The sequence below is a fragment of the Robinsoniella peoriensis genome (assembly GCF_000797495.1).
GTDB lineage: Bacteria > Bacillota > Clostridia > Lachnospirales > Lachnospiraceae > Robinsoniella > Robinsoniella peoriensis.
This window is the reverse complement of the sequence record NZ_JTGN01000009.1, coordinates 195,728-213,669: the sequence shown is the minus strand read 5'-3', so window position 1 is coordinate 213,669 and position 17,942 is coordinate 195,728. Positions and strand designations below refer to the sequence as shown.

Annotated in this window: 17 protein-coding genes; 14 read left to right on the top strand and 3 right to left on the bottom strand. The window is 38.9% G+C overall.

Annotation, left to right across the window (positions count from 1 at the left end; genetic code table 11):
• The 4 genes from QR40_RS19095 to QR40_RS19080 all read left to right on the top strand — a co-directional run bounded on the left by QR40_RS19095 (window position 1) and on the right by QR40_RS19080 (window position 4,340).
• Window positions 1-1,332 (top strand): ABC transporter substrate-binding protein, encoded by a 1,332-nt coding sequence (locus tag QR40_RS19095; protein WP_044296401.1) that lies wholly within the window; start codon window positions 1-3, stop codon window positions 1,330-1,332.
• An 11-nt stretch (window positions 1,333-1,343) separates the two neighbouring features.
• Window positions 1,344-2,249: a carbohydrate ABC transporter permease gene (locus QR40_RS19090; RefSeq protein WP_044289537.1), complete on the top strand. Its 906-nt coding sequence runs from the start codon at window positions 1,344-1,346 to the stop codon at window positions 2,247-2,249.
• A complete protein-coding gene (locus tag QR40_RS19085) occupies window positions 2,239-3,099 on the top strand; it encodes a carbohydrate ABC transporter permease (RefSeq protein ID WP_027295187.1) in 861 nt (286 codons plus the stop codon). The genes QR40_RS19090 and QR40_RS19085 overlap by 11 nt, the downstream gene beginning before the upstream one ends.
• Before the next feature lie 602 nt (window positions 3,100-3,701).
• Window positions 3,702-4,340, top strand: coding sequence for a rhomboid family intramembrane serine protease (locus QR40_RS19080; protein WP_044289535.1), 639 nt, complete (start codon window positions 3,702-3,704; stop codon window positions 4,338-4,340).
• A gap of 40 nt (window positions 4,341-4,380) precedes the next feature.
• On the opposite strand, the gene QR40_RS19075 is transcribed toward QR40_RS19080, so the two are convergent.
• Window positions 4,381-5,109 (bottom strand): sensor histidine kinase, encoded by a 729-nt coding sequence (locus QR40_RS19075; protein WP_044296400.1) that lies wholly within the window; start codon window positions 5,107-5,109, stop codon window positions 4,381-4,383.
• Between the two features lie 121 nt (window positions 5,110-5,230).
• Here QR40_RS19075 and QR40_RS19070 point away from each other — a divergent pair, with 121 nt between their 5' ends.
• Entirely contained in the window at window positions 5,231-5,641 is a 411-nt protein-coding gene (locus tag QR40_RS19070; RefSeq protein WP_044296399.1) for an HIT family protein, read from the top strand.
• A 24-nt stretch (window positions 5,642-5,665) separates the two neighbouring features.
• A complete protein-coding gene (locus QR40_RS19065; protein ID WP_027295183.1) occupies window positions 5,666-6,181 on the top strand; it encodes an RNA polymerase sigma factor in 516 nt (171 codons plus the stop codon).
• 12 nt (window positions 6,182-6,193) lie between these two features.
• On the opposite strand, the gene QR40_RS19060 is transcribed toward QR40_RS19065, so the two are convergent.
• Window positions 6,194-7,264: an undecaprenyldiphospho-muramoylpentapeptide beta-N-acetylglucosaminyltransferase gene (locus QR40_RS19060; protein WP_044296398.1), complete on the bottom strand. Its 1,071-nt coding sequence runs from the start codon at window positions 7,262-7,264 to the stop codon at window positions 6,194-6,196.
• 145 nt (window positions 7,265-7,409) lie between these two features.
• Between QR40_RS19060 and QR40_RS19055 the strand changes: the two genes are divergently transcribed.
• The 4 genes from QR40_RS19055 (at window position 7,410) to QR40_RS19040 (ending at window position 11,768) form a co-directional block, all read left to right on the top strand.
• Window positions 7,410-8,402 carry a DUF4367 domain-containing protein gene (locus QR40_RS19055; protein WP_044296397.1) on the top strand — a complete coding sequence of 331 codons (993 nt, stop codon included), beginning with the start codon at window positions 7,410-7,412 and terminating at the stop codon, window positions 8,400-8,402.
• Window positions 8,403-8,477: 75 nt separating this feature from the next.
• Window positions 8,478-8,963 carry a DUF6147 family protein gene (locus QR40_RS19050; protein WP_044296396.1) on the top strand — a complete coding sequence of 162 codons (486 nt, stop codon included), beginning with the start codon at window positions 8,478-8,480 and terminating at the stop codon, window positions 8,961-8,963.
• Window positions 8,964-9,061: 98 nt separating this feature from the next.
• Entirely contained in the window at window positions 9,062-10,063 is a 1,002-nt protein-coding gene (locus QR40_RS19045) for a hypothetical protein (protein ID WP_044296395.1), read from the top strand.
• Window positions 10,064-10,154: 91 nt separating this feature from the next.
• Window positions 10,155-11,768 carry an MBL fold metallo-hydrolase RNA specificity domain-containing protein gene (locus QR40_RS19040; protein WP_044296394.1) on the top strand — a complete coding sequence of 538 codons (1,614 nt, stop codon included), beginning with the start codon at window positions 10,155-10,157 and terminating at the stop codon, window positions 11,766-11,768.
• A 98-nt stretch (window positions 11,769-11,866) separates the two neighbouring features.
• On the opposite strand, the gene QR40_RS19035 is transcribed toward QR40_RS19040, so the two are convergent.
• On the bottom strand, window positions 11,867-12,109 hold the full coding sequence (locus QR40_RS19035; RefSeq protein WP_027295178.1) for a TIGR03905 family TSCPD domain-containing protein: 243 nt from the start codon (window positions 12,107-12,109) through the stop codon (window positions 11,867-11,869).
• A 184-nt stretch (window positions 12,110-12,293) separates the two neighbouring features.
• Here QR40_RS19035 and QR40_RS19030 point away from each other — a divergent pair, with 184 nt between their 5' ends.
• The 4 genes from QR40_RS19030 to QR40_RS19015 all read left to right on the top strand — a co-directional run bounded on the left by QR40_RS19030 (window position 12,294) and on the right by QR40_RS19015 (window position 17,940).
• Complete coding sequence (locus QR40_RS19030) at window positions 12,294-13,181, top strand: diacylglycerol/lipid kinase family protein (protein ID WP_044289534.1); 888 nt, start codon at window positions 12,294-12,296, stop codon at window positions 13,179-13,181.
• A gap of 89 nt (window positions 13,182-13,270) precedes the next feature.
• Window positions 13,271-14,134 (top strand): class II fructose-1,6-bisphosphate aldolase, encoded by an 864-nt coding sequence (gene fba, locus QR40_RS19025; protein ID WP_027295177.1) that lies wholly within the window; start codon window positions 13,271-13,273, stop codon window positions 14,132-14,134.
• 186 nt (window positions 14,135-14,320) lie between these two features.
• Window positions 14,321-16,432, top strand: coding sequence for a glutamine synthetase III family protein (locus QR40_RS19020; protein ID WP_044296393.1), 2,112 nt, complete (start codon window positions 14,321-14,323; stop codon window positions 16,430-16,432).
• Between the two features lie 500 nt (window positions 16,433-16,932).
• Window positions 16,933-17,940 carry an Rpn family recombination-promoting nuclease/putative transposase gene (locus QR40_RS19015; protein WP_044296392.1) on the top strand — a complete coding sequence of 336 codons (1,008 nt, stop codon included), beginning with the start codon at window positions 16,933-16,935 and terminating at the stop codon, window positions 17,938-17,940.
• The last annotated feature ends 2 nt before the right edge of the window (window positions 17,941-17,942 follow it).

Below are 17,942 nucleotides of genomic sequence, written 5' to 3'. Positions count from 1 at the left end.
ATGAGAAAGAAATTGGTTGGGATGTTATTGGCGATAAGTATGACAGCAGCAGCACTAAGCGGATGTGGAGGCAGTGGGAATGCAAAGGAGACTACAGGAACGATGAAAGAAAGCAGTTCCGATACAGCTGCCAATGAAATTACGGATAAAGCTGCTGAAAATAAAGCTGTGGACAAAGACATTGAAATGGTTCTGATGATAGAAAATCCCGAGGTTCCCGTTACCTCAGAGGTTGTAAAAAAGGTACAGGAGAAATTTCCGGAGATAAAATTTATATCTAAAACCTGGGATCAGTCTCAAATAGAAAAGTCAGTTAAAACAGCGTTTGCAGCCGGGGAAGCAGTTGATATCGTTCAATACTGGCCAAATCAAATGAAAAATTTCACCACGTCGGATATGGCACTTGATCTTACACCGTATTTAGATTCGGATCAGGACTGGAAGAACACCTGGGTAGAAGGCGCTTTGGAAGTGGGTGTATTTGATGATAAAAATGTAGCAGTTCCGTTTGGAACCGTTTATCCATTGCTGCAGGTTAACACGGATATAATGAAAAAGGCAGGTGTGGAAGTAAAAGACCAGTGGACCTGGGATGAGTTAGTTGATGCCTGTGAAAAAATTAAAGAAAATACGGATGCATTTCCACTTGGTGTAAAGTCAGATAATGCATGCTGGTTTGTAAGAAATGGCCTGATGCAGTGCTGGGATAACCAGGACGAGCTGGATAGGTTTAATACGGGTGAAATTTCATTCACGGACAGCAGGGTAAAAGAAGTCTTTGATAAAATAAAAGATTTATATGACAAAAGTTATCTCTATCCGGGTGAGGGAGCAGTCTCAGCAACTCAGGATCAGATTACAGCGGCGTTCGCACAGGGGCAGGTAGCAATGTTTGCAAATACCAATAATCAATGTGGAATTGCTAAAGAAGCAGCAAATGGAGCATTTGATGTGGAAATTGTAAGCTGGCCCAATATGGGGAAGGCAGATATGAATTATCTGCTGGGCGGATCGGATGGATTCTTTATTACTGCAAATACAAAGAATCCGGATAAGGCAGTGGAAGTACTGAAATATCTAACCAGTACAGAAATATTACAAATGTATGCAGACACGGGGAATGTCGTACCTGTAAAGGGCATAGCGTCTGCAGATCCCGATTATCAATTATATGGTGTGGATGCCGCAAAGGTTTACCCGACAGAGCCAATTGGAATTTCTCCGGAAATGTTTGATTACATTGTATATAATACCCCGTCTAATTATCTGTTCTATGGTGACACCTGTCTGGATGAATTAGAAGCGCTGCGCACAGCAGCAGTTGGAAAGTGAGAAATAGTAATATGAAACAGAAGAAGGAAAAGCACGTTCTGAACAAAAAAATAATAATTGCAGGTTGCTTGTTTATGCTTCCGGCTTTTCTCATTATTATATTTACCATGTTAATCCCCCTGATCTGGAATGTGGTGCTTTCATTTTATGAATGGAATGGAAACTCGGACATGAGATTTGTCGGTATAGCAAACTATATCAATGCTTTGACCGAGAGAAGTACAGTGGCTGCACTTAAAAATTCTGTATTTATAGGAGTTGTTTCCACAGTTGTGGCAATGGTACTTGGAATTTTATTTGCACTTTGCATCTATCGCCTGGGGAAAAAGGAAGGGGCTTTCTGCAGATTTATATTTTACAGCCCCAGTATGATGCCTATGACGGTAATCGGATTGTTGTTTGTATTTGTGCTTGCCCAGGATAATGGTCTGTTAAACAGTGCACTAAAAGCAGTTGGACTGACCTCCTTGCAGCATGGCTGGCTTTCAGAACGGGGTACAGTCCTGTGGACCATAGCCATCGTACAGGGGTGGAGATTTTCAGGCACAATTATGATGCTTTGTTATACCGGAATGCTGTCTATTCCAGGTTCTCTGTTTGAATCTGCAAAGCTTGATGGGGCAGGATATATAAAGTCAGTGAGATTAATTATCCTGCCTCTCATAAAACCGACAATTAAACTGGCACTTTCCATGATGCTGCTCTGGTCATTTAAAACCTACGATATGGTTTGGACAATGACCAAGGGGGGACCGGGAGATTTATCCATGACAGCACCCATAAGAATGATAACAACTGCATTTTCATTCAATAAATTTGGAAATGCTTCTGCGATAGGTATTATATTAACAATTATTGTAAGTATCTGTGTCATTATTGGCAGACGAATTGCGAAAGGAGAGACTTATGAATACTAAAATACACCATTTGTCATTTAGAAAGTTTAGTATTGGTTCTATCCTGCTTCGTATTGCCATGGTGAGCTGCATTGCATTCTATGTATTGCCTATTATTTTTTCATTTATTACTTCGTTAAAAACGACTCCTGAGTTCTATCAGAATGTCTGGGCTTTGCCGGAAAAATTTCGTTATGAAAACTATATCCAGGCCTTTACAGAGGGGAAAATCGGGGAATATTTTTTGAACAGCGTTATCATTGCTGTGATATCACTGGTACTTATACAGGTGTTTGCTCTAAGTGCGGCATATGCCCTGTCCAGATTGAAGATTCCATTTGCAAATCTGGTCTTAGTACTGTTGCTTGTTATCCAGGTACTCCCCACAGAATCAATGATTATTCCACTGTATATGATGTTGTCCAAGACAGGGCTGCTGAAGCTCCAATACGCGGCAATTATAATCGGTTATGTTGGCTGGTCTCTGCCAGGTACAATTATTATCTTAAAAAACTTCTTTGAAACTATACCGATAGAGTTATTAGAGGCGGCAAGAATAGACGGCAGCGGGGAATTTAATACAATGGTTAAGATTATACTACCTCTTATGAAAGGAGCAATGTCGACTTGTTTTGTAATGAACTTCACTTATGTTTGGGGAGAACTGATGTGGGCGCAGATAGCCACTCTTTTGACCGATAAAGGAATCCCTATTACAGTAGGCTTACTGAATTTCCAGGGAATGTTCACCACCAACTGGCCAATGCTGACAGCGGCAATTTGTATTGTAATGCTTCCCTTGTTTATTATCTTTTTATTCCTTCAAAAGTATTTTGTTTCGGGACTTACCGCTGGGGGTGTCAAAGGTTAAAGCTTTCATCAATATACCTGGTAAATATTAGAAATAAACTGTAGAACCAGGTTCTATTTTATGGAAACAAACATATATAAAAATAAACTTATGGTAAAAGTATTTTAGATAAGAATTAGTAGAAAATTAATGCATTATTCTTTATAGAAGTTTAATATTTTGATGAAACGACATGATTTCATGGATAATCTGATAATATTGGTTATTAAAAATGTTTGGAACTTTATTACGGTGGCAACAAATTGAAACACAAGCACTTTAGTGGGAATCGAATATATTTAGGAGAAATGCATAGAAAAGCTTTTTCAAAAATTTACAAATAATCTTGTTGATAGATCGATAGGCGTTTACAGAAATAATAAAAGCGGGCAGATGATGTCCGCTTTTTATTGTAAAAATGATGTGGTTCTGAAACTATTATGTAAAGATGTATGGTTAAATAGACGAAAATGGGAGGTGTACAAAAATGAGAAACCAGATTCTAAAAATGTAAAATAATGTAGTAACATGGTATAAACCTATGTTAAAATTGCGTTAATAATTGTGACTTAGTACTATGCAAATAGAAATTCATCTGTTACAATAGGGCAAGAGGCGATTCTATGGACGAAATTAAAGATTTTTTGAAATCCAGGACTATAATGAATCTAGTTATAGTTCTTCTTAACATTGGTATTTTTATTGTAATGGAATTAATAGGAGATACAGAGGATGTTCAGTTTATGCTGACTCATGGTGCAAATTTTACTCCATGGGTTTTAGAGCATGGAGAATATTACCGGCTATTCACCTGCATGTTTTTGCATTTTGGAATTGAGCATTTATTCAGCAATATGCTGGTGCTTATTTTTCTGGGAGATACTCTGGAAAGATCTGTGGGAAAAATACGTTATCTTCTGATTTACGTGATTGGTGGTCTTGGAGGCAACCTGTTATCGATGTGGTATGATATGAAAACCGGTGATTTTGCAGTTTCAGCCGGAGCATCGGGGGCAGTATTTGCAGTTATTGGAGCACTTGTATTTATCATAGCAAGAAATAAAGGAAAACTGGAAGATCTGACGGGTAAAAGGCTGGGACTAATGGCAGCCCTTACCTTGTTTCAAGGATTTTCCAGTGCCGGAATAGATAACTCGGCGCATGTAGGTGGCCTGATAACAGGCGTACTTCTTGCGATTTTGCTCTATCGTAAAAAGAAACGTGTCCCGATAGAGCAATATGATCATGATAGCATGCAATAATTTAATAAATATTCATGACTAAAGAATGCAGCTATGTAGGCTAGCAATAAGGAAGGAGGATGGTAAAGCAGGTTCCTGTACCAGGAGTGGATTGCACGGTTAAGCTGCCGTCATGTGCTTCCACAATTCGTTTGGTAATGGCGAGCCCAAGTCCGCTGCCACATTTTTTATGTGTTACAAAAGGGGCAAACAAAGTATCCAGATCTTCTTCCTGGATGCCACAACCATCATCAATAACCTGTATAATCAGTTTTTTATCTTTCGTTAACGCTCGAAAGATAATATGACCGCAGTCGTCTATTGCTTCGACGGCATTACGCAGCAGATTGTAGACTGCCTGGTGTAATTTAGTGTCATCAGCAGTAATATGGGGCAGCACTTTCTGAAAGTCACAGGAAAAATCAATATCAGTATCACGTAAATGGGTTGCAATAGACCCGGCAAGAGCCTCAATCCAGGACTTTACATTCATTTCCTGAAGAGCAAGGCGTTCTCCGTTATTGAAAGAGGATAATTCGTCCAGTAGTTTTCTGAGGAACATCATATCTTCCATGGTCTGATTCCAAAAAGCAAAGCTTCTTACTTCCGGATGTTGCTTTTCGATCAATTGCAGAGAACTGTTTATTAAAGTAACAGGATTGCGAATCTCATGAGAAATCTGGGATACAGTAAATTGTTGATCTTCTTTCAGCTTTTCTATGATATAGCGGAAATCCTCACGCTCATTCATGAGGGCTTTCATCTGTTTTTCGTCATTTTTAGTTAACATATCGACACCTCCATGCATAGAATAGCATTGGTTTCGAAAAATAGCAAATACATATTATTGACATAATTTTACAAAATATCTAACATAATAGTGAATAATTATTAGGAAAAGGAGAGAGTTTATGAAAGAAAATGATTGCATTTTTTGTAAAATAGCGAATGGACAAATACCTTCGGCGGCAATATTTGAAGATGAAGATTTCAAGGTAATACTTGATTTAGGACCGGCATCGAAAGGGCATGCTCTGATTATTCCGAAGGAACATTATGCGAATATTTTCGAGATGCCAGATTCCTTACTCCAAAAAGCTTACACTTTGGCAAAGAAGATGGCTGCTCAGTTAATGGACACACTGGAGTGCGATGGGATCAATATTCTGCAAAATAATGGGGAAGCAGCAGGTCAGACTGTATTTCATTTCCACATTCATCTCATACCGCGCAGAACAAAAGATCCTGTCGGTATAACGTGGAAACCGGGAACCCTGACGGAGAAAGACAAAGAAGAGATACTTTCCAAATTTAAAGCATAAGCTGAGAAGAGGACACTACAAAAGATGAAGAATAAATTGTTTACAGAAGTATATAACAGATATCATCGTCTGGTCATAAAAGCCGCTTTGGATCAGACTGGGGATTTTGAGTTGGCACAAGAAGTCTGTCAACACGTATTTTGGAAATATTATGACAATATGGATACAGTAGCGCCGGATTTTATTAAGGCATGGCTTCTCATTACTGCAAAAAGAGCAGTGATAGATAATTCCAGAAAAGCAAGTGTAAGAAGAGAAGTGATTATGCCCACATCCAGTATTAATACAGCGGTCGAATATTCAATTGATGAGTTAGTGAACAGAACGGCAAATACACAATTGCTGTTTACAATTTTTGACGATTTAAAGCAGATGAATGAAAGATGGTACGAAGTAATTTACCAAAGCTATGTGAATGGACTGACCCAGGAAGAGGCAGCGGCAAAACTTGGGATTGCAGTCACAGTATTCCGAGCAAGATTATGCAGGGCTAAGAAGTACATAAGGCAGAAATATCTGAAAGATTATAGAGAAAAGTAGAGGCGAGCGCCTCTACTTTCCTTGTATTACCTGTCCGATTAATGTAACGATCTTCCCGATTGCATCATTTTGCTGGCTTTTTTCCATAGCAGCAACGTAGGTGCGCCGGGATTCATATAATTTTTGGATAGTGTTAAGCAGTGCCTCGGGCGACAGAGTTTCTTCTTCCAATACTTCGCTGAATCCCTGACGTTTGAAAGAAGCAGCATTTAAAATCTGATCTCCACGGCTGGCTGCTGCAGAGAGCGGAATTAAGAGATTTGGTTTGCGCAGTGCCAGTAATTCACAGATTGCATTTGCACCTGCTCTGGAGACAACTACATCTGCAAGAGCGAACAGATCCGCCAGTTCTTGTTTGATATATTCGTATTGTACATAACCTTCCATATTTTTTAAGGATTCATCGATTTTATCTTTTCCACATAAGTGAATTACCTGGAAAGTTTTCAAAAGTTGTGGTAATATATTCCTAATAGCGGCATTGACAGCAGCGGAACCAAGACTGCCGCCAATAATCAGCAGGACAGGCTTATTTGCTGTAAATCCACAGAACTTCAGCGCCGCCAGTTTATTACCGGATAAGAGCTCTTGACGTATGGGAGATCCGGTAAGAAAGGCTTTTCCTTCCGGTAGGTGTGAAAGCGTTTCAGGAAAATTGCAGCATATTTTATCAGCAGATGGGATGGAAAGTTTATTTGCCAGACCGGGTGTCATATCTGACTCATGTATAATGACTGGGATATGTCTGTGTTTTGCCGCAAGAACTACCGGAACAGCTACAAATCCGCCTTTGGAAAAAATAACGTCCGGTTTCAGGCGCTTCATCAATTTTCGAGCCTGAAAGTAGCCCTTTATTACTTTGAATGGATCTGAAAAGTTCTTTGGATCAAAGTAACGTCTCAATTTACCGGAAGCGATTCCATAATAGGGAATAGAAAGTTCTTCAATTAATTTTTTTTCAATTCCGTCAAAGGAACCAATGTATTGAACATCGTAATCCAGTTCCTTCAGACGAGGAAGTAGTGCAATATTAGGTGTAACATGGCCGGCGGTGCCGCCACCTGTAAGAATAATTCGTTTCATATTCATCCTCCAAAAAGTTCATCATAGATACATATTATACTGTTATGAAAAAAAGTCAAGACGGGACTGGGCGGGATGGGATATAATTATATTAAAAAGCTATCGGATATATACGCAACGTTGCTCGTGCAGAGGGGAGTAAATAGTGGAAGGAAAACAAAGAAAAAACAGTGATAAAATTGAGCCTTTTCCAATTTTCTCGGAGATTACAGAATCCGAGGATAATATGGATGAGGCTCTCCGACGGCAATTAATGATAGAGGCAGATGAATACGAAAAAATTTTAAATTCAGATCAGAATTTAGATTACATAGATGAAATAGAGGAACCACCTGAACTTTTCGCTGCAATTATTCAGAAACTGAAGGACGAGAAGAAGTGGGTTGATGAAGAAGAAACGGAACCAGCAAAGGCAGAGGAGATTCTGGAGACTGTTGTGGGAGAAGAAAAGAAGGTAAATTATGCTCAGGGTGAAGAGAATCGTGAGCAAATATATAACTTGCTTTCTGACGAAGATAAGAAGGCCCTTGCGATTGGAAAAAGAAAGCTGGCGCAGCGCAAGCGGGACAAGGTGTTGAAATTCGCTGGATCAGCCGCTATGGTTTGCTTGTGTTTGCTTGGGGTTAGTATGACTAGTTCGGCTAATAGGGAGTATTTGATGTCAGTTTTTAATTCATTTTCTAATCAAAAATTTAGTGTGAGCGTGGATAATAATGATATGCATATGGAAAATAAACCAGAGGAAGAAGAAGCATGCGAGGATATAGAAAATCAGATAGGTATTATACCAGTAAAATTCATGTATAGGCCAGATGGTATGAAATATATGTTTGCTGATATAGATACTACTGGACAAAATGCTTTGCTACAATACGAGTATGAAGAGACAGTCATGAATGTTTTTATGTACAGAACCTATAAGGAATCTTCTGCTAATCAAAGTTTTGACGGAAAAGTTATTGATACATTTACAACTACATTAAAATCTCAAGATGAAGTAGAAGTTAAAGAGATAGAAAATCCTAATAATGAAAAGATGTATGCAACAGAATTTGTGCATGATAATGGTTTCTACTCTATACAGGCTATAATGTCAAAAGAAGATTTTACAAAATTATTAAATAATATTTATTTTTAATATTAGCGTTATATTTTTGTTACTAATACGTTTATATATATGTAATGTAAAAACAAAAGAATAAGGAGAAGAATAATGAAAAAGGTAAAGAAAATTTTAACAACATTAGTTTGTATGTCAATTTGTTTTTGCTTCATGACATTTAGTGCAAGCGCCGCGGGTCCACGCGATGGAGAAGTAGTAGATGGCAGCTTACTGACATCTGACATTTATGCAGAAGGAACCTGGCAGGCTATAGCAAGAGGTACATATCTTGCGAGTGGTACAAGTGCTATTTCTAATGGAGGCAATGGAGTTGTTGCTATTTCTGGTAAAACAATGTGCAATAGATTATGTGATTCTGTTGAAGCCAATCTTTATCTTGAAAGATTAGTAGGAAATACCTGGGTATCTGTTTTACAAAGATATTCAACTTCCTATAATTCGACTTTGGCTACATTAAGTACAAATGTGGTTGTGGATAAAGGTTACTATTATCGAGTACAAGGTGGGCATGTTGCAACTAAAGGAAGCATAACCGAATCGACAACAAGTTATAGTAATGGTATCTATATTAACTGATCCATATCAGTTTTTAGAATATTAAATGAATGACCTACATTACCTTTCATTTGATAATAAAAAATATAAACGAATTAGACAAAGGGGAGTAAAAAATCATGAATGCAAAGTACTATCGCTTTTTATTTCAAAACATTGAGTGTGGAATATGCCATACAGGAAGTATCGTGGACAACTATATAGATGAGAAATGCCAATTTATTTACATTAGTGGATTGATGAATTCGGCATGCAAAAAGACAGAACCAGACAAGAGATTTCAAAAAGTGCCAGAATATCAAATCATGATAATGGCGGATTTATGCTCATTTTCAATACATAAAGCAGTGGAAGTTCTGATGGCATCAAAAGTAGGTAAGGTAATAATGCCGGAATTTACTTTGGATGAATTGAAAGTGCTTACAAATAAAGCTGAAGATGCTAAGGTCTTCGATGAAAATGAAGTTAGTTTTATCAGGGATCCATATGGATTTATGCAACACGTTGGTGTGGATGAAATTTGTAAGGTCGAAAAAGATCTGTCTTTTGTTTGTAACGGATGGCGTTTTGATTTCGCTGTTTATGGTGAAGAATTAGAAAAGGGACTGGTTGTATACCATGGTTCAGAAAAAATGGACAAAAAGATGGAAGATACAATTATGGCAGTTAAATATCTCACTGCCGATGAACCTTGTAGTGTATGCATTAATCTTGGCGTACCAAGCTGCGGTATGAGATGTGGGCTATATAATGATTTTGATTTATGTAAAAAGCACAATGGAGCAGGAGAACGAGAATACATTGATGGAAGCTTGCTCTTGGGAACCGTGAATCTCCGGAAGAATCTGGGAGCGGTGAAAAAGCGTTTTGCAGATGTCTGGAATAAGGTCAGAATTGTCGCAATTCCAAACGGTGGAAACTCTGCTGAGTGGGATAAGGGAATTCTGGATATTGGACCAAAAGGATATAAACAGTATTTTGTAGGACCAAAATCTGATTTTAGCAACGCTGAAGCAATCAGGGACATCGGTATGAGCAGTCCATATCAGCAGTTTACAGTAACATCTGAGGATTTTGGCTTATGCTGTTCTGGATTTTACAAGCATCGTGATTACAATTAAATATTAATTTGAAAATGCCTATCTTAATAGCACTAAACAGAGTATAATATTCTTATACAACTATGTTTGGGCGAAAGGAGAGGCATTTTTTATGAGATTGACATTTTTAGGGGCAACACATGAAGTAACAGGAAGCTGCTATTATCTGGAGGCATGCGAAAAAAAGATACTGATCGATTGTGGTATGGAGCAAGGGCCTGACTGTTTTGAAAATCAGGATATACCCGTTCCGGCCAGTGATATTGATATGCTGCTGTTAACACATGCCCACATTGATCATTCCGGGAAGATTCCCCTTTTATACCAAAGAGGATTCAGGGGGCAGGTATTTTCAACCAGAGCAACCCAGGATTTATGTGAGATTATGCTGCGCGACAGTGCGCACATTCAGATGTTTGAGGCTGAATGGAAGAACAGAAAAGGAAAAAGAGCCGGGAAAGCTGAAGTTGCACCATTGTATGATATGGAAGATGCCAATGGGGCAATCAGCTGTTTTATAGGAAATGATTATAATAAAATTATTCCTATTGCAGATGGCATAAAGATACGTTTTATAGATGCGGGACATCTGCTTGGATCTTCTTCTATTGAAGTGTGGATAAATGAAAAAGGCTGTGAAAAAAAGATTGTATTTTCTGGTGATATCGGAAATGAGAATCAACCGCTGATTCGGGATCCCCAATATATTCAGGATGCAGATTATGTAGTCATGGAGTCTACCTATGGTGACAGAAGCCATGGAGGCAGACCGGATTACGTAGGTGAATTTTCGAAGATTATTCAGAGAACTTTCGACAGGGGAGGAAATGTTGTGGTGCCTTCTTTTGCAGTAGGAAGAACCCAGGAACTCCTTTATTTTATTCGTAAGATAAAAGAAGAGCATCTGATTAAGAACCACGAAGGATTTGAAGTTTACGTGGATAGTCCTCTTGCTGTGGAAGCCACAAGTATTTTCCGCGAGCGGATGAGAGAAGATTTTGATGAAGAAGCAACCGCGCTTCTGGATCAGGGGATTAACCCCATAGGATTTCCCGGTTTAAAGACAGCAATTACCAGTGATGAGTCAAAAAATATTAATTTTAATAACAGTCCGAAAATTATCTTATCTGCGAGCGGCATGTGTGATGCAGGAAGAATTAAACATCATCTGAAGCATAATCTGTGGCGTAAAGACAGCACTATTGTATTTGCGGGATATCAGGCTGCAGGAACTTTAGGAAGGGCTATTATAGAAGGCGCAAAAACAGTAAAACTATTTGGAGAAGAAATTGAAGTGCATGCAGAGATATGCAAGCTGCAGGGGATTAGCGGACACGCGGATAATGAAGGATTGATCAGGTGGGTTTCGGCAATTGAAAAGAAGCCTGACAGAGTATTTGTAACTCATGGGGAAGACAGTGTATGTGAGATATTTAAAAATCGTTTATGTGATGAACTGCATTTAAAAGCAACGGCGCCATATAGCGGAACAATATTTGACCTGGCTGAAAATGTGTTTATTAAAGAGGCACATCCGGTTCCAATCGTAAAGGATACTGAGAACATGACAGTTATGGGGGCAAGAGCGAATACAGTATTTGCCAGATTATTGGGTGCCGGGCAAAGACTGCTTACAGTTATCCGCCATAACGAAGGCGGGGCGAATAAAGATTTGGCAAAATTTGCAGACCAGATCAATGCAATGTGCGATAAATGGGATAGATAAAAATTTAGATGAGGCTGTTACCCGGTCAGTACCACGGTTATTATTCGTGTTGATGAATAAGACACTTTGGCATGACTTTTAGGTAACAGCCTCATATTTTATTTCCCGGTTGCTTCCTTTAAAGCTTTTGCAAGCTGATCGGGACAGGATGTAGGTCTTGGACCGCATTTAATGCCCTCCAGTTTTTGTATGGCTTCGTCCACGTTCATTCCTTCAACAAGACGCGCAACGCCCTGAGTATTACCGGAGCAGCCGCCAACAAAAGTTACTTTTTTGATGGTATCGCCGTCTAACTCAAAATCAATTGCCTGTGAACAGACCCCTTTTGTCTTATAAATCATTGTATCACACCTCCTTTTCTCAGGACAGTATAGCATAATCTCAAGAAAATGAAAACCGGTACGCTGCAACTAGTTTGAAATGGTTTAATTCATGAAATTTTTTCTAAAAACAAAATGATTGCATCTGTGAAACTTTGGTAGTAGAATAGGTTCATACATTAGAGGGGTATTGAGGTGTTATGTTATGAAAAAGAAAATGCTATTTATAATCAATCCCAAATCAGGTAAAGGTCTTATTAAGAATAAGCTTCTGGAGATAATTGATATTTTCGTCAAAGGAGGTTATGATGTACATTCCTATACGACGCAGAGCTTTCTGGATGCCTGCAAGATGACAAAGGAACGTGCCAGTGAATATGACATGGTTGTCTGCAGCGGAGGAGACGGAACGCTGGACGAGATAATTACGGGAATGATGGAAAGCGGTGCTGATTGCCCGGTAGGGTATATTCCTGCGGGAAGTACAAATGATTTTGCCAATAGTCTGAAGCTTTCAAAGAATATGGTTAAGGCGGCACAGGATATTATGGATGGAATGCCTTACCTTTGTGATGTTGGCTCTTTTAATGATGATTATTTTGTTTATATTGCTGCATTTGGAATTTTTACAGATGTGTCATACCAGACGAGACAGGAGCTAAAGAACATTTTAGGGCATCTGGCATATGTACTGGAGGGCGTGAAGCGGCTTTATGGAATTAAATCTTATAAGATGAAGATAGAAGCAAATGATGAGACCATAGAAGGGGATTTTATTTATGGAATGATCACCAACTCAGATTCTGTTGGCGGATTCCGGAACATGACAGGAAAACATGTAAAGTTAAATGATGGTGTCTATGAGGTGACGTTAATCCGTACTCCCCAGAATCCATTGGAGCTTCAGGAGATTATAGGGGCTCTGCTTATGAAAGAAGTAAATTCCAAATATATACATTCGTTTAAGACGGACTATATCGTTATGGAGGCAGAGGAAGAGATTCCTTGGACGCTGGATGGCGAATTTGGCGGTGATCATAAGCATGTTGAGATCATCAATCACAAGCAGGCAATTCCCATTATTGTAAAATAATAGTTTATTTTTATTCAAAGATAGGTTATAATGGTCGCATAGACAATTTTTTAATGAGGCTTTAAATATATCATATGGAGGTAATAGAGATGTTAGTATCAGCAAAAGAAATGTTAGACAAAGCAAAAGCAGGCCACTACGCAGTAGGTCAGTTTAATATCAATAACCTGGAGTGGACAAAGGCAGTTCTCGTTACAGCGCAGGAGTGTAATTCACCGGTTATTTTAGGTGTATCAGAAGGCGCTGGTAAATATATGACAGGTTACAAGACCGTAGTAGGAATGGTAAACGGTATGATGGAAGAATTAAACATCACTGTACCGGTTGCTCTTCACTTAGATCATGGCAGCTTCGAAGGCTGTATGAAATGTATCGAAGCTGGTTTCTCATCTATTATGTATGATGGTTCTCACAGCCCAATCGAAGAAAACGTTGCAAATACTAAGAAATTAGTTGAGATCTGTAAAGAAAAAGGAATGTCTCTGGAAGCAGAAGTAGGTTCTATCGGCGGTGAAGAAGACGGCGTTGTTGGAGCAGGCGAATGTGCTGATCCGGAAGAATGCAAGAGAATTGCAGATCTTGGTGTAGATATGTTAGCAGCTGGTATTGGAAATATCCATGGAAAATATCCTGCAAACTGGAAAGGCTTAAGCTTTGAAACATTAGACGCTGTTCAGAAATTAACTGGCTCAATGCCATTAGTTCTTCACGGTGGTACAGGTATTCCGGAAGACATGATCAAAAAAGCAATCGACTTAGGTGTTGCTAAGATCAACGTAAACACAGAATGCCAGCTTTCTTTTGCAGAAGCTACACGTAAATATATCGAAGAAGGTAAAGATTTACAGGGAAAAGGATTTGACCCACGTAAATTATTAGCTCCTGGAACAGAAGCAATCAAAGCAACTGTGAAAGAAAAAATGGAATTATTCGGATCTGTTAACCAGGCATAAGAACAGACACGAAGTATGCCGGTAACGAAAAATATTTAAAAAAACATAAAAATTTGCTTGCATTTTTACTCAAAGTAGGGTATTTTATATTCAGATTAAAAATTGATAAGCGATTAAAGAGTGAACAAGGGTGTTCCGCCATAGGTGGAGTGCCCTTTTTTTGTGCAGGAAAATGGAGGATCAGATATGAGTAAATTAATAAATGTAACGGAGATATTTGGCGAAAATGTATTTAGTGATAAGGTGATGCAGGAACGTCTGCCAAAAAAAGTATATAAAGAATTAAGAAAGACAATTGATGAAGGCAAGGAATTAGATCCTGCGGTTGCTGATGTGGTTGCAGAAGCGATGAAGAACTGGGCTGTGGATAAAGGAGCTACCCACTATACCCACATTTTTCATCCGCTGACAGGTGTTACGGCTGAGAAGCATGATTCATTTATAACCGCACCCAGGGCAGACGGCACAGTGCTTATGGAGTTTTCCGGTAAAGAACTGATTAAGGGAGAACCGGACGCATCCTCCTTCCCCTCCGGCGGTCTGCGGGCAACATTTGAAGCCAGGGGATATACAGCCTGGGATTGTACTTCTCCGGCATATGTCAGGGAAGATGCTGCAGGAGCAATTCTCTGCATTCCGACAGCTTTTTGTTCCTATACAGGTGAAGCATTGGATAAAAAAACACCGCTTTTAAGATCTATGCAGGCCATCAACGATCAGGCGATACGTCTTTTGAAATTATTTGGAAATACCACTTCCAGGAAAGTGTCCGCTTGCGTTGGACCGGAACAGGAATATTTTCTGGTGGATAAACAAAAATATTTGAAGAGAAAAGATCTGATATTTACGGGACGTACTTTATTCGGAGCGATGCCTCCGAAGGGGCAGGAACTGGATGATCACTATTTCGGAACAATTCGTCAGAGAGTAGCATCTTATATGAAAGACGTAAATGAGGAATTGTGGAAATTAGGTGTTTCCTCAAAGACGCAGCATAATGAAGTTGCACCGGCGCAGCATGAATTAGCGCCGATTTATGCAGAGGCAAATGTAGCGGTGGATCATAATCAGATTGTTATGAAAGTATTGAAGAAGGTGGCTTGCCAGCATGGTTTGCAGTGTCTCCTACATGAGAAGCCATTTGCAGGGGTAAATGGTTCCGGTAAGCACAATAACTGGTCAATTACCACTGATGATGGTATTAATCTGCTGGATCCTGGAAAAACGCCTCATGAGAATATTCAGTTCTTACTGGTGCTTACCTGTATTCTAAAAGCAGTGGATAAACATGCGGATCTTCTGCGTGAATCTGCGGCAGATGTTGGAAATGACCACAGACTGGGAGCAAATGAGGCGCCGCCTGCAATTATTTCCGTATTTCTGGGTGAGCAGCTGGAAGATGTACTGGAACAGCTGATTAGTACCGGGATGGCGACCAAGAGCATTAAAGGTGAGGTTCTGCATACCGGTGTAAAGACACTTCCTGATTTTACAAAAGATGCTACGGATCGCAACAGAACCTCACCTTTTGCGTTTACGGGAAACAAGTTCGAATTCCGTATGGTAGGATCCAGGGATTCCATTGCTTCACCGAATATCGTGTTGAACACAATAGTCGCTGAAGCATTTGCTGAGGCATGTGATGTTTTGGAAAAGGCGAAAGATTTTGACATTGCAGTACATGATCTGATCAAAGAATATGCAACAAATCATCAGAGAATTGTCTTTAATGGAAACGGCTATTCTGATGAATGGGTAGCAGAAGCAGAGCGCAGAGGTCTGCCGAATATCAAATCCATGGTAGATGCGATTCCTGCACTTGTTTCAGATAAAGCTGTGGATTTATTCGCTAAATTTGGAGTATTTACCAAGGCGGAACTGGAATCCCGTGTGGAGATCCAATATGAGGCTTATGCAAAAGCGATTAATATTGAAGCGAAAACAATGATTGACATTGCAGGAAAACAGATAATACCTGCAGTAATTCATTATACGAAAGAGCTTGCGGATACTATTGTGTCTGTAAAAGAAGCAGGAGCCAAAGCAAAAGTGCAATCCAGATTACTAGATAAGACCAGTGACTTGCTGGAAGCAGCAGAGTATGCATTGGATAAATTGTCAGAAGTGACCTCAATTGCCGCACAAAAAGCAGAAGGCGAAGAACAGGCAAGATATTTTCATGAAGAAGTAATGCCTGCCATGGACGCATTGCGTATGCCTGTCGACCAGTTGGAAATGATTGTGAATAAAGAGTTGTGGCCGATGCCGTCTTATGGAGACCTAATCTTCGAAGTATAGTAAAGCTTCATAATGCTCCGCCTTTAAAGCGCCATTGAGGGCGGAGCGTTGACTTGGAAATGAAATACCAATTCATTTCGCTATAGATAATTTTATACAAAGCCGGTAGAAAAAACAAGGTTTATTAAGTCAATTAATTTCTCTAATATCTGTATGGGTAAAAAATGTATGTAGTACTGCCGGCTTTGTAAAAAGGATGTTAGAAAAACCAAGGTAAATCAATATGTTGCAATGAAAAATATTTAAAATAATCTCTTGAAATATATAGATGTTTGTGTTAGACTTGTTTCATAAAGTATAAAATCTTTTATTCAACGGCGTTTCTGCCAAATTTTTTCATTTAAATAAATAGAATTGAATATTGAGTATATTATCATTAGCTAAACCGCAATTTGGTTTATGATGCAGTATGATATAGAAAAAAGATCCTAGTTTTAATCTGCCAGATTAAGATGATGTTCGTATTTCATAAAAACTTTTAGGGAGGGTATAGCAGAGTATTGAAAAATGATGTAATCATTAATAAATATTTATCAGATAACGAAAGATTTGCAGACCTATATAACCATCAGGTGTTTCGGGGAAAAATGAGAATTTCACCGGAAGAGTTGTCGGATATAAATCCACTTTCCGGGATGGCATTACATGGAGAAGAAGGAGATATTGGTGTAATAAAGCGAAATAGAGATATTGTAAAAAAGGTATCCGGCAAAACCGGTATTCGGTTCATGATTTTAGGTATGGAAAACCAGATGAAAATACATTATKCAATGCCGTTGAGGTGCATGCTGTATGATGCTTTGACTTACAATGACCAGGTCAGCGCTTTGAAGAAGCAGCATAAAAAGAACAAAGACAAAATGGATGGGGCAGAATATTTGTCGGGAATGAGAAAAACAGATACGATATCTCCTGTTATGACTCAAGTAGTATATTATGGAGARGAAGAATGGGATGGGCCGATGTCATTGTTTGATATGTTTGGRGAKGAGGTAGATAAAGAGTTTTTAAGGCAGTACATACCGGATTATTCGATACGGRTAATAAACATTTGTAAGATAAAAGACTATGAGAAGTTTGAGACGGATTTAAAGGCAGTATTTGGACTGATTCAGAATAAGGATTCGAAGCAGGGATTTAAGGAGTTTATAGAAAAAAATAAAGAACATTACAAAAATATGGCATCAGATGCATATGAAGTTGCGGCAGTATTTATGCATAAGAAGCAGTTGTTGGAATTTGAAAGATTAGCTAAAACAGAAGAAGGAGGGATAGATATGTGTAAGGCAATAGATGAAATGATATTAGAAGGGGAGCAAAGAGGAGAACAAAGAGGAGAAAAAAGAGGAGAACAAAAGGGAAAACTCAAAGGAGAGTTAATAGGTCTTGAACTTATGGGGCGATTGGCAAAAAAGATGTTTGAGGATGGAAAAACAAAGGAATTTTTTGAATTTGCATGTGAGCAAGATAAAAGGCAGGATTTGCTGGAAAAGTATCAGATTATTTGAAT